The sequence below is a fragment of the Pinirhizobacter sp. genome, assembly GCF_036499745.1.
Lineage (GTDB): Bacteria > Pseudomonadota > Gammaproteobacteria > Xanthomonadales > Rhodanobacteraceae > Pinirhizobacter.
In genome coordinates, this window is record NZ_DASYDG010000023.1 from 94,233 (window position 1) to 107,010 (window position 12,778).

Annotated in this window: 11 protein-coding genes and 1 pseudogene; 2 read left to right on the forward strand and 10 right to left on the reverse strand. The window is 65.2% G+C overall.

Going from position 1 to position 12,778, the window contains the following annotated elements; translation table 11 throughout:
* Positions 1-179 precede the first annotated feature (179 nt).
* Complete coding sequence (locus VGM61_RS08215) at positions 180-1,676, forward strand: radical SAM protein (RefSeq protein ID WP_331522272.1); 1,497 nt, start codon at positions 180-182, stop codon at positions 1,674-1,676.
* Positions 1,651-2,943, forward strand: a complete 1,293-nt coding sequence (locus VGM61_RS08220; protein WP_331522273.1) for a nucleotidyltransferase family protein — start codon at positions 1,651-1,653, stop codon at positions 2,941-2,943. Before VGM61_RS08215 ends, VGM61_RS08220 begins: the two co-directional genes overlap by 26 nt.
* Here the strand turns inward: VGM61_RS08220 and VGM61_RS08225 are convergent.
* The 10 genes and pseudogenes from VGM61_RS08225 to VGM61_RS08270 form a co-directional block, all read right to left on the reverse strand.
* The gene (locus VGM61_RS08225) at positions 2,874-3,992 is read right to left on the reverse strand and encodes a glycosyltransferase family 4 protein (protein ID WP_331522274.1); all 1,119 of its coding nucleotides are present in this window, start codon (positions 3,990-3,992) and stop codon (positions 2,874-2,876) included. The genes VGM61_RS08220 and VGM61_RS08225 overlap by 70 nt on opposite strands.
* On the reverse strand, positions 3,989-5,104 hold the full coding sequence (locus VGM61_RS08230) for a glycosyltransferase family 4 protein (protein ID WP_331522276.1): 1,116 nt from the start codon (positions 5,102-5,104) through the stop codon (positions 3,989-3,991). The genes VGM61_RS08225 and VGM61_RS08230 overlap by 4 nt, the downstream gene beginning before the upstream one ends.
* 12 nt (positions 5,105-5,116) lie before the next feature.
* A complete protein-coding gene (locus VGM61_RS08235; protein WP_331522277.1) occupies positions 5,117-6,661 on the reverse strand; it encodes a B12-binding domain-containing radical SAM protein in 1,545 nt (514 codons plus the stop codon).
* Complete coding sequence (locus tag VGM61_RS08240; RefSeq protein ID WP_331522278.1) at positions 6,658-7,356, reverse strand: class I SAM-dependent methyltransferase; 699 nt, start codon at positions 7,354-7,356, stop codon at positions 6,658-6,660. The genes VGM61_RS08235 and VGM61_RS08240 overlap by 4 nt, the downstream gene beginning before the upstream one ends.
* Positions 7,356-8,585, reverse strand: coding sequence for an amidohydrolase family protein (locus tag VGM61_RS08245; RefSeq protein WP_414694831.1), 1,230 nt, complete (start codon positions 8,583-8,585; stop codon positions 7,356-7,358). Before VGM61_RS08245 ends, VGM61_RS08240 begins: the two co-directional genes overlap by 1 nt.
* On the reverse strand, positions 8,582-9,400 hold the full coding sequence (locus VGM61_RS08250) for a class I SAM-dependent methyltransferase (protein WP_331522280.1): 819 nt from the start codon (positions 9,398-9,400) through the stop codon (positions 8,582-8,584). Before VGM61_RS08250 ends, VGM61_RS08245 begins: the two co-directional genes overlap by 4 nt.
* Positions 9,401-9,406: 6 nt before the next feature.
* Complete coding sequence (locus tag VGM61_RS08255; protein WP_331522281.1) at positions 9,407-10,222, reverse strand: Wzz/FepE/Etk N-terminal domain-containing protein; 816 nt, start codon at positions 10,220-10,222, stop codon at positions 9,407-9,409.
* Positions 10,223-10,245: 23 nt separating this feature from the next.
* A complete protein-coding gene (locus VGM61_RS08260; protein WP_331522282.1) occupies positions 10,246-11,415 on the reverse strand; it encodes a hypothetical protein in 1,170 nt (389 codons plus the stop codon).
* Positions 11,412-12,353, reverse strand: a complete 942-nt coding sequence (locus VGM61_RS08265) for a glycosyltransferase (RefSeq protein WP_331522283.1) — start codon at positions 12,351-12,353, stop codon at positions 11,412-11,414. Before VGM61_RS08265 ends, VGM61_RS08260 begins: the two co-directional genes overlap by 4 nt.
* Positions 12,353-12,778, reverse strand: a pseudogene (locus tag VGM61_RS08270) (O-antigen translocase); the annotation flags it as partial. The gene VGM61_RS08265 and the pseudogene VGM61_RS08270, both read right to left, overlap by 1 nt.

Below are 12,778 nucleotides of genomic sequence, written 5' to 3' on the forward strand. Positions count from 1 at the left end.
TCGAGGTTCACGTTCCATGGGTGCCCTTCCCGATGGGAAAGGTTGTGCGGGCACGGGCAACGCAACCGATCGCCGCCACCTTGGCACTTACCCCCATGCAGCGGGCAACGACGAGCACGGAACCGCACGTCTTCCGCCGCCGTCCGTCCCTCCGGCGACGATCCAAGGCCCCGTAACCGATGTTAAAGATCCAGGTCAGCCACTCCTATTTCCTGCGGTACGACAGCAAGCAATGGGAGCGAGGCAAGCCCTATCCGCCGCTGGCGACGATCCAGGTCGCCGCCTTCCTGCGAGACGCCGGGCACGCGGTGAGCCTGTTCGATTCGATGCTCGCCGAAGGCGTGGAAGACTACGAGCCGGCCTTCGTGGAAGCGGCGCCGGACGTGGTGGTCTTCTACGAAGACAATTTCAACTTCCTGACCAAGATGTGCCTGGGTCGCATGCGCGAGGCGGCCTGCCGGATGATCGCCGAAGCAAGTTCGATGGGCGCGCGGGTGATCGTGGCCGGCTCCGATGCCTCCGACCATCCCGATGCATTCCTGGCGGCGGGCGCCCATGCGGTGCTGGTAGGCGAGGGCATCGCCGCGCTCGCCCAGCTGATCGACCGGCTGGACGCGAACCCGGCGATGGATCCGCGCGAATGGGTGTCGAACATCGACGGCGTGGCTACGCTCGTTGCCGGCCAGGCGAAGGTGCCACGCATCGGTGCAATGCCGCCCGATCCCCGCCTGGTGGGTCACCCGGCCTGGGACCTGGTGGATATCGAACGCTACCGTGGGCTGTGGAACGAGCGGCACGGATACTTCAGCCTGAACATGGCCGCTTCGCGCGGCTGTCCGTTCCGCTGCAACTGGTGTGCGAAGCCGATCTGGGGCAATCACTACAAACAGCGCGACGCAGCCGACGTGGCCGCGGAGATGACCTACCTCAAGCACGCGTTCGCACCTGACCACATCTGGATGGCCGACGACATCTTCGGCTTCCACATCGACTGGGTTAACGCTTTCGCCGACCATCTGGACGAAGCCAACGGCTCGGTGCCCTTCACCATCCAGACGCGCGCGGACCTTTGCAGCGATCGCATGGCCGACGCGTTGTCGCGGGCCGGCTGTGCCGAAGCATGGATCGGAGCCGAAAGCGGCAGCCAGCGCGTGCTGGACAGCATGACCAAGGGCACCCGGGTAGACGACCTGGTGACCGCTCGCCAGCGCCTGGGCGAGCGCGGCATTCGCGTGGGATTCTTCATCCAGCTGGGTTACCTCGGCGAACAGCTCGATGATCTGCTGGCGACGCGTGCACTGATTGCCCGCGCCGCGCCCGACGACATCGGCGTGAGTGTGTCCTATCCCCTTCCGGGGACGAAATTCTTCGAGCAGGTACAGGCCCAGTTGGGCGAGAAAACGCACTGGCAGGATTCGGGCGACCTGGCCATGATGTTCAGCGGCGCCTACGACTCGCACTTCTACCGTAGCTTCCGCGACCTCCTGCATACCCAGGTGGAGTTGCAGCAGGCAGGCCACGATGGACATGCGATGGCGCAGGCCAGTCTCCAGGCGCGTTGGGATGCCCTGATCGCCTGCGAGGGCGCGCATCGCAACGCGAACGCCACGCCCCCGCTGGCACCCGCCGATGCAAGCCAGGTGAAGCGCCGTGCTGCCACCTCCCAGAATCGTTAGCCGCGGCCTGCGCCACGCCACCGAGGCGCTGGCCCTGGAGCTTGCCAGGCCAGGTGGCCCGATCCCTGCGTGGGACGAAGCGCAGTGGCGCCTGGCATCGGCCGCCGCCGCCATCCACGGCGTAGCGCCGCTGATGGCCAAATGCCAGGCCTGGCAAGGGCCGCACTGGTCGGCCTTTACCGCGAGCCAGCGCGAGCACGTGGAAGTACGCCACCAGCGCATTGAGGACCTGCTTTCGCGGATCGACCAGCAGGCATGCATCGCAGGCATTGCCACGGTACCGTTGAAGGGTTCGGCCCTGCATGCGATCGGGCTCTACCAGGCCGGCGACCGGCCCATGGCCGACATCGACCTGCTGGTGCGGGAAGGCGACATCGACGCGATGACGGCCGTGCTGCAGGGCCTTGGCTACGTGCAGTCGTTTTCGGTGTGGAAGCACCGCGTGCTGAGGCCCGTCGATGGCGAACGGAAGTTCTGCCTGGGCGAACACCGTGATACCCCGGTCAATATCGAGTTGCATACGCGCATCCAGGAGCGCCTGCCGGTGGCCATGATAGACATCACCGAACGGATATTCCCCGGCATGGCGCATCCGGGACTCAACGCGTATCCATCGAACGGTGCGCTGATGAGCCACCTGTTGCTGCATGCGGCGGGGAATATCTGCAATCGCAGTATGCGTCTATTGCACCTGCACGATATCGCGCTGCTGGCCGCGCGCATGTCAGCCAATGACTGGGACCAGCTGTGGGCTGCCAATGGACGCGGCGCATGGTGGGCGCTCCCCGCGCTGGCCATGGTGGACCGCTACTATCGGCACGCCATCCCCGGAGCCGTGACCCGCCGGTTGGCCGCCACCGGCCGTGGCCTGTTGCGCATGGTCTCGCGTCGCCGCACGCTCACCGAAGCTTCGTGCACCGGCTTCTGGCATCACACGCTGCACGGCATCGAATGGTTCGGTTCGTTCGGCGAAATGCGCAAGTACCTGGAAAACCGTCTTCGGCCGTCCGCCGAGGCGTTGCAGGAACAGCAGGACATGATTCGCACGCAACTGTGGTTGCGCGAGCGCAGTTGGGTGGATCTGCCGCGGGGACGCCGGTTCCTTCGCGTGTTGACCAAGCCGGTGCCGCGGCCGGATGCCTTATACGCGGTGCGCGCTGCCTTCGACGACATCGTCAACCCGGTGACACCTACTCCTCAGCCAGTAGCGGCGGGCAACGGACCGAGCACTTCCAGGTACAGCGTCTCGAACGCACGCGCGGTGTAGTCGGCGTCCTCGATGATGGCGCGATGCTGTGCGATGCCGGCCATGTGCAAGCGCAGATCCTCGTTGGCCAGCAGGCGCTCGATACCGCTGGCAAGCGCCGTGGCATCGCCCACGGGTACCGCCAACGCCGCGGACGGTGACCACTCCACCAGGTGTCCCACCGCGGTACCCACCGTGGGCACGCCGGCGATGGCAGCCTCGAACAACACCATGGGGCCGGCTTCATGCGCGGATGACATCACCAGGAGGTCGGCTGCCTTGACCAGGTCGCGAAGTTCACGATGCGTCCTGAAACCCATGAAGTGCACGTTGCCATCCAGCCCCAGGCGGTTTGCCAATGCCTGCATCTCACCGTCGAGCGTATCCACACCCACGATATTCATCTGGAAGGTAATGCCCGCGCGCTTCAATTTCGCCAGCGCCTGAAGCAGGGTGGGTTGGTCCTTGACCCGGTTGAGGCTGGCCACGTGGATCAGGCGCGGCACGGATTCACCGCGCCGGCGTGGCGCCAGTGGTGGCCAGGAGCGCAGGTCCACACCGAGCGCAATGCGCCGCGCATGAATGCCAAGCGCCAGCAGCGATTGAACCACCGGCATGCTGGCCGCGGTGACAGCATGCGCCCCGCGCAGCACGCAGGCTTCGCGCAAACGACCCTTCCAGTTCCGCCGCCCGCCGTAACCGATGCGCGGCATCGACACCAGTTCGCCACCCCCGATATGCACCACACCACGCGCGTGCAACCCTCGCGCGGCGAGTACCGCCACCTGGCCGCACGCTCCGGAGAACAAGGCCTGCACCACGTCGAACGGACCGCGGCGGTGCTCGTTGCGGATTGCCGCCAGCGCCCGCAGGCGGGTCCAGCCATCACCGATGTTGTGGACCGTTGCACCGAGCAGGGGCCATTGGCCAGGCTTCGCTTCCTGCCGCAAGGCGAATACGTGCACCTCGTGTACCTTGGCCAGGCGTTCCACCAGCGCAAGGAATACGGGAATCACCCGCTCTTCGCCGCCACGATCGACCCCTCCGGGAAGCACCAGGGCGATCTTCATGGCGTACCCACGCGTGATGCCTGAATCACCTGGGCGTAGGCATCGGTCCAGCGGCGGCCCAGCACGGCGGGTGAAAGTTCTTCGTCGAAACGAGCACGGACACCCCGGCGTGCCGATGCGTTGGTCGCCACGACGACAAGGGCGTCCGCCAGCCGGTCCGGATTACCAGCCGGCCACAGGCGGCCTACGGCGCCTAGCCCAGTGATGGCGCGGAACGAGGGAATATCGGTCACCACCGGTATCGTGCCGCATGCCATCGCTTCGAGCAGGGCATACCCGCTGCTCTCGCGGTGGCTGGCCGAGACGAAGATATCGGCCGCCTGCATCAGTCGTTCGATGCGTGCGTGCGGCACGCTGCCGAGTAGGTGCACGCGGCCGGCCAATCGCGGGTCTGCAGTGATGTACCGATGCATTTGCTCGATCAACGGCGAGGTGCCAAAGGCGCACCACACCTGGATACCGGGCAGTCGGTCGCTCGCCTGGGCCACGCCTTCGAGCATGACAAGCGGGTCCTTGTCCGTTACCAGGTGTCCGACCCAAAGCAGGCACGGGTTGCCATGCAGGCCTGTTTCCACGCGCGCCGCCTCGCCGCTTCCCACGTTGAAGGAACAACTGGATTCGGGTATCGAAAACTGCAACGTCCGTGGCCCAAACAATTTTGCATCGGTGAAGGGACGCGCCAGTTCCGGCGCGGTGAACGACACACCCGCGGCCACGGCATACCAGCGCCGCCATTGCGCGCGCCGCCACCACGGTGGCGCGCGGTCGGCGTGGTCTTGGAACACGATCGGAAGGTCCGGGCGATGGCGTGACACCTCGTGCGCCTGCCGGGCGAAGCCCAGTCCATTGGCATGCAGAACGTCAACACCAAGGTCGCCCAGCACGGTGGCCACGCGCCGTCCGCCGTCGTCGGGCGTGGTTGGGATGAAGTGGTAGTCCACCGAGCCACGCGTCATCCGGCACTGGTATGGCGCTACCTGCACCACCGACACCCGCGTGCCTGTGCTCGCCACGGCGTCGGCCACATCACCGAGCGTGTTCCACCGGGCGAGCAATGCCTCGGGCGGGATATCCGCCGGTGCAGGCAGGAAATTGACCTGGGCCACATGCATCGACAGTGCGCCCTAAAGCCCCGAAACCTGCGGCATGCGCAGGCGGACCAGGCGGTTGGCCAGATTCAGCTCCCACGGCTTGTCGTACCTGCGCTGGTGGTAGCGCCACCGGGCCATCATGCTCAGGCTGCGCTTGGCCCACCGTGGTGATTTCAGATCCTGCACGGTGGGAAAGCGGCAACGCAGCACCGTGACGAAATCCTGGATGCGTTGACGGAGCTTGTCGTCGAGCCAGGGGGCGTCGGCGTGGCAGGCATAGTTCACCCACTGCGGTTGTGTCCATTCGTCGGGCGTGGACGGGAACACCAGGGGTTCGCCATTGAAGTCAAGCAGCGGCATGCTGCTGCGTTTGCCGCGGTCTTTCTCGTGCTTGCTGCTTTCCGGCAGCGGGGTGTAGATGTAGATGACGACTTCGGACTCCGGGTTGATCCGCTTCAGTTCGCGGATGAATTCGAAGGTATGTTCGGTTTCTTCCACGGTGTTCTCCGGCGGAGCCACCATGAAGGACAACTCCGGGATCACCCCGTTCCGGCGGCAAAGTTCAACCACTTCCAGGGTCTGGTCCGGGCGCGTGCCCTTGCGGATTTCCTTCAGCATGGCGCCGCTGGGCGATTCCGCGCCGATATAAGCCATCTTCAACCGGCTCTTGCGCACCAGCTTCCATGTGCTCTCTGACAGATTCAACAATGCATCCGAACGCGCAAAACACCACCACGGCAGTTCATACCGGGCCATCACTTCCAGCAACGGCACCATGTCCCGTTCGCGATCGAAGAAGTTGTGGTCCATGTACTGGACCGAATCGGCACCCAGTTCGTACTTGAGGTAATGCAGGTCGCGATCGAGTTGTTCGGCCGCCGGAAGCACCGTGGTGCCGCCGAACATCGCGGCCACCCCGCAGAACGTGCAGCGGAAGCGGCAGCCTACCGACGCCTGGTGGGCGACTGTCCGGTTCCCCAGGAATGTGCGCGCGTGGTAGCGCGTCAGGTCGCCGAGCTTGTCGTAGGGCAGCACCTTGCCCGGGTCGCTCATGTTGAACCGCCGGTTGGGGTTGTGTACCACCTCGCCATCGCGGCGCCACGACATGCCGCCGATCTTGCCCAGGTCCGGTGTACCCGAACCGGTAATGGCGGTGATGAGCTCCGGAAGGCTCTCCTCGGCCTGGCCGCGGATGGCGTAATCCACGTAAGGCGCGGCCAGCGTGGTATCGGGATACAGCGTGGGGAAATACCCGCCCCAGATGATTGCCACATGCGGATGGTGTTCGCGGATCGCCCGCGAGAGGGCAATCGCGGGCGCCACCTGCGGGCCGCCCATCACGCTTATGCCCACGGCGTCGAAGCTCTCCTGCGCCATGCAGCGCAAGACGGCCGCTACGGTATCCCGGTCGATGTTGCCGTCGATCAGATGGCTTTCTCCCGTGCGCTCCAGTGCCGCGGCCAGGTGCAGTATCGCCAGCGGAAAGCGCGTGCCCGAGCGCGAGGTGATGGTTGGGTTGATCAACAGGGTTCGCGGCTTGCCACGCAGCGGCAACGACAGGGAGTGGAGGGCATTCATGGAATTCGCCTTAAGCTGAATATCAACGCCACCGGCACTTCGAGCGCACGCGCATCAAAGTGCGCCCCGGCGGGTATGTCATTGGGATCGAGCATGGGTTCGAGCACGCTTTCGATGGCCAGCCCATGGGCGGCGCAAGCGGCGTGCCAGTGGTGGTAAAGGTGCTGGGTATGGCGCACGGCGTAGCGCTTTCCCGCCGACTTGAAATCGCGGGCCCAGCCCAGGGCATGGCCGATCGGATGCACATCGCTGCACAACACCATGCCGCCGGGCCGGGTGGCGCGGCGAAGTTCGCCCAGTGCCGCGTCGAGCCCTTCCAGATGGCCCAGCACCAGGCCGCACAGCGCGATGTCGGCAAAGGCGTCGGGCACGGGCAATGCGTCCACGCTTCCCTGCATCAGGCAATAGCGGCTGGGGTCCGCGCACGATGCAAGTTCATCCTGCGCGCGCAGCAGCATGGGTAGCGACAGATCCACGCCCGTGACCGCTACCGTGCCGCGATCGAGCACATGGCGCATGTACCGCCCGCTGCCGCAACCGGCATCGAGCACCGTAATGCCGCTCAGGTTCGACGGAAGAAGGCCGAGCATCGCCCGCTCCTCGGTCTGCATCACCGCGTTGTGGGCATGCGCCGGATAGCTGGGCGCCCACAATGCATACGCGTGGGCCGGTTCCAGGATGGACGGCCAGGACATCAGTGGACTCCAACGGCAATGTGGGTGTCGCGGTGATGCCCCCGGGGGGTGCGGTGGAATTCCAGCCCCGGTTCCATCGCGATCAGTGCAGGTGTTGCCAGGCGCTCGTCCAGCAGCTTTGCCCGGCCATCAAGCGTCACCGGCACGGTGTCCACCCCGGCGGCCTCAAACCAAGTGGCGAAATCCGTGTCGGCAATGCGCGGCACGCCGTTGCGCACCACCGCGCGAATCTCGTGGCGGGAGATGCCCGCCAGGTTCCCGGCGCCAAGGCCCCGATCTTCCACGACTAACAAGTCCGCCGGTTGGCCCGCGGACAGGTTGCCGTGATCGTGAAGCTTGAGCAGGCGCGACGCGTCGCTGGTGGCAAGCCGCAGGAGCCCGGCGGCATCGAGTTCGCCGCGCGACAGCACGCCGCGCATTTCCTCCAGTAGGTCGCGCTCGCCGCTCAGGCGCGAATCGCTGCCCAGCGCCAACCGGCCAGCTTCGGCCAGGGGCCGCGGGTCGAGCGAGCGCCCCAGCAAGGCGCGGTTGCTGCCCGGGCACCACACCACCGTGGCACTGCGGGCAATCACGCGGCTGATGTCGTCATCGTTCATGCCCACGCCATGCACCAGCACGCTGTTGGCGGCCAGGCAACCCATGGCATCGAGCGCCGACAGTTCAGCGGCGGCATCGGCATCGGTGCCTTCGGCCAGGTGGATGATCCAGGGACGTTCTGGCGGCGTGGCCCTGAAACTGTCGCGTACCGAGGGGCCAAAGGCCGGGCCGCCGAGCGCATAGCTCCAGCCGAAGTCGCGCAACAGCGCAACGGGGAAATCTTCGGCGTCCAGAGCGCGGTGCCAGGGGTCGTGGTGCACCACGCAGGTGGTTCCGGCCAGGAGGTTCTTCAGCGCACCATGGCGCATCCGCAGGCTCTTGGGCTGTTGCAGGGATGCAACCACTTCCGGCGCCCGGAAATGTTCCTGGAACGCTTCGATCCATGCATAGCTGTTGGGGAACGGCGCGCCGGTCAACAGCGGCGGAACCGCGTTCACGTGCAAGTGTTCGTGCGCGTTTATCAGGCCCGGAAAAACCATGTGTCCGCGAAGGTCCATGGTGAAGGCACGCGGGACCGATCCGGAGGCGAGCCGGCCATCCTCGATCGACAGTGGCCCGCGCGACAGCCCCGCGGGTGTCATCGACACCGCATGGGCCAGCGTAGTGTGGACCGGTCGCGTGCTCATCGTCATGCCGCCTGGCGTTTGCGCATGACGATCAGGAAGTGATCACCCATGTTCCGGAGCACCGGCCATCCGCCCATGCGGTCGTCCATGCGACCCAGCCGTTCACACCACGCCGGATGCCGGCGCTGGAAGTCCACCAGGTACGGCGGCGGTACGAACAGGCTCAGCGCGCGGTAGCTCGACAGGTCGAACTGCCCGGCGAACGAGCGGTAGAACTCCCGCGGAAGGTAATACCGCGTCCAGATCACATGGCGGTTCATGCCCACCGGCGTGTCGCCACGCGCCGCTCGCACCGCCGCCCGCCGGAACCGGCCTCGCAAACCGTAGTGGCCCACTTCCCAAGGGCAGATCCGGCCCATGACCGAGAACACCAGCGTGCCGCCCGGGCGCAGCAGGCGCGCGCACTGGTTGGAAAGGGCAATGAGGTCCGGCGCGCAGTTCAATGGCCCGAAGTTCGAGTAAATGCCATCGAAGCTGGCGTCGCCCTCGAGCTGGCCGAGTTGCTGAACGCCAAGGTGCGCGGTATCGACGCGTCCTTGCAGGTCTTCGGCGATCGCCCGTGCCCGGGTGCGGCCGACCATCTGCGGCGACCAGTCGGTGGCGACCACCTCGTGGCCTTCGCGGGCGAAGTGCACGGCATCCAGGCCCGTGCCGCAGCCAAGGTCGAGCAGGCGGGAACCCGGGGCGAGGGTATCGCGCACGGTGTCCCATAGGGTCACGCGCATGCGCTGGATCAGTTCATTGTTGCCACGCGGGCCGTCGTAGTCGGCCGCCACGCTGTCGAAGGCAAGCTGGGTTTGCAGGAGCTGTGTTTCATTCATGGCGGGTTACCTCGTGCTTGCGCGGCGGAATGCGTTGCGCGCCATGGCCGCCAGCGCGCCAAGGAACAATCCGAAAACAATGCCGATGCCCCAGCCCAGCGTCACGTTGGGAAACGATGGCCCCTCCGGTACGTACACCGGGAACACCAGCGAGGTATCGAAGGTATAGGTGGGACTGAGCCGGGCGGTCAGGTCGGAGGTGGACTGCCGCAGGCTGCGCACTTCCTGTGTCTTGCTGGCCAGCAGTACCGCTGCCAGCGACGCTTCCTGGCCCGGTTTGCCGTTGACTATCTGCAACAGGCGGTCGCGGTCGGCCGTGGCGACGTCGAGCTGTTCCTGCAGCTCCACCAGGGTCGCCCGGGCCATGTGCAGCGGTGCGCTTTCTATCTGCTGGTGCAACGCATGAAGTTCGTTGACCGTGGCCGTGGCCAGCCTGCCTGCCAGGTCGGCCGACGCGCCACGCACGTTGAGCTTGATCATTTGCCCGTAGGGCGAAGGGTCAAGCTTCACGCTTTTGCGATAGAGCCGCGCCTCGGGCGAATCCAGCGCGAACCCCTGGTTCTTCAATACCTGGTTCTGGAAGTCCGCCGTCTGCAGTCGCTCAAGAACGCGCTGTAGCGACTCGGCATGTGGATCCTGCCCGGAAGGCACCTGGCCTACCTGTGCGATCTGGAACCATGCGGTGGCTTCCCACTGGCGCTTGGTTGCGTGGATGAAGGCGAACGTACAGGCCAGCACCACCACCAGTACGATGGCGAACCAGCGCCACTCGCGGGCAAACACACGCCAAAGGTCGGCAATGTAGATTTCGTCTTGTTCCATGGTCGGATGGCTCGCGGTAGAAGTCAGTGAGAAGGCGATGCGCCACGCGCCACCGGCGCCGTGGCAAACAGGGATCTGGGTTCACCGCGTACCGGCAGGCACCAGGCCAGCAGCTGCAGCACCAGGCACAGCAGAACGAAACCGATGTTGGTCCAGGTAAACGCCTGGGGCGCGAAAGGCGCCATCACGCATACGTAGGCCACGCGCAGGAATATCAGCAACGGAAACAGCGACACTGCGGCGCGCAAACGTCGCACGCTCCACAGCAGCATCGCGTACAGCGCAGCCATGGAACCCACCGCACCGGCGGGTCCCCAGGCCATCAGGAAAGGGAAGAACTCGGTGCCCACGTTGATGTTGGACGCATCCAGTGGGATGTTCGTGCCTGCTGTGGCCACCGAGCCGCTCATGGGTATCAGCTGGTTGATGAGAAAGCTGGCGTTGATGTAATGCTTCGCTTCAATCGCGCCGAAGTTGTACGGTCCGGCACTGGCATACAGAAGCAGCCACTTCAGGCCTTGTGGCAGTGAGCGATAGAGCGCGCTGAAAGGCAGCGCCACGGTATCGAGCGTGCCTGAGCGAATGGCGCCGAGGATCGAGAATATCGCGCCGCTCACCAGAACGATCGCTATGATCCGTTTCCACGGCAGCGGCCGGTTTTCGTCGCGGCGCAGGGCAATGACCAGGGCCAGCGAAAAAAATGTGGCGAAGATGCGGTTGCGATCGATCACCAGTACCGGAAACACCAGCCCCACGAACACCAGCGTGTTCCGCACTGCTTTGCTCCGGGCGCACAGCAGGCCGATCACCGGCAAGGTCCAGCACATGTCCGAGATATGGCGAACGTGCTCACGGCCGTTCTCCATCACCGCATATGACGACGGCTTGTCGAACAGCGGGATGGGGAACAGGGCCAGGTCGATGAGGCAAAAGAGCACTACGCCCCAAGCGTAGGCCAGGGCCACGAAGGCTTCGCGCGTTCCCGTGTAGCGCCGCAGGCGAAACTTCGCCACCGGCGGCAGGCGCGTACGCGACCAGGCATCGAAGACAATAGTCGCCGTGGCCATCATGGCCAGCAGCAGCAAGCCCTGGGTGTAACCGGTGGCAAGGTCATAACTGAGGTACGTAAGCGCGCACGAAAAAAGCAGCGGCAGGCCCAGGTAGGTGGACGGCAGGTGCAGGAGGTTCTTCATGCCTTGCCCGTCCGCGGCACGCCATGGGTCACCTTCAGCCGCGAGGCCAGGCGCAGGCATGCATGGGCTGCCATGTGCACGGCCAGCGCCCAGGCTTTCTTCTGAAGGAAGGCGACCTTGGCGTCGATCAGGTGCACCTGCGCGCGCAACAGCGTGGCGTGGGGCTCGTCGAACAACGGTAGCCGGCGTAGCGCCACCTGGCGCGACTCCAGCAGGTTCTTCACCCTCGTGGGCGCGTGCCGGGTCTTGCTGAGGTTCGTGCCGTGCAGTCGGTACGCACACACGCTCACGTCGATGAAACCCAGTGCATCGCGGGCGGCCAGGCGCAGGAAGAGGTCCCAGTCGTCGATGTGCAGGCCCTCGTTCCAGCGATCGACAGTCTCCAGCGCGCTCTTGCGGATCAATACCACCGGGCCGCCGACCGCCCATTGGGTGATCACCGCGCGCCGGATGCCGTCGTCGGACAGGTAAAGGCGTTTGTCCGCGCCGTGCAGGTCGCACATGCCGCTGGCATGGATCGGGTTGTCGTCGGCGTCGATCACCACCGAGTCGCCGATTACCGCGCCCTTGGCCGGATGCTCGCGCAGATAGCGCACCTGCGCATGCAACCCCCCGGGTAGGAGGTAATCGTCGCTGGCGCCCAGGCGGAGGAATTCGCCGTGGGCACGGGCGGCCAGTTCGTTCAGCGTTGCTGACACGCCCTTGTTCGCACGGCTACTGTATTCGATGGGGATCTCATGGCCATGCCGTGCGATCCACGCGGCAATGACATGGGCGGTTCCATCGTTGGAACCGTCGTCGATTACCACGATTTCCTTGGCCGGGTAGGGGTCTTCCAGCACGCTGTCCAGGCACCTTTCCACATAGCGTTCATGGTTGAACGCCGGGATCAGCACCGAAACCAGCGGCGCCAACGTGGTTGAACCGTCGGCCATCATCAAAGGCTCCCCAGGTAGCGGCGCACCACCACCGCGTTGAACAGCAGGTACATGAGGTAGTTCACGGCAAATGCGTACATCGCGCCCACCAGGCCGAAACGGGCGGTGAAGAGATACACCAGACCAAGGTAAGTGCCGGCAAACACGCATTCGGACACCACGAAGAGCCGTGTCATCGCCTTGGCCAGCATCATGTAAGACAGGATGAACGAGGCGATCTTCACCACATCACCGGCCAGTTGGGGCGCATACAGCGCGTTGGCGGCGCTGAAGTCGCTGCTGAACAGCACGCGTGTGACCAGGTCCCGGGCCAGGTACACGCCCACCGCCAGCATCACCACCGCCGGCATCAGGTAGCGAAAGCCGTTCTGCAGCTCCGTCATCAGCGCGCCGCGCTCGCCCGTGGCGGCAAGTTTCGGCAGGTA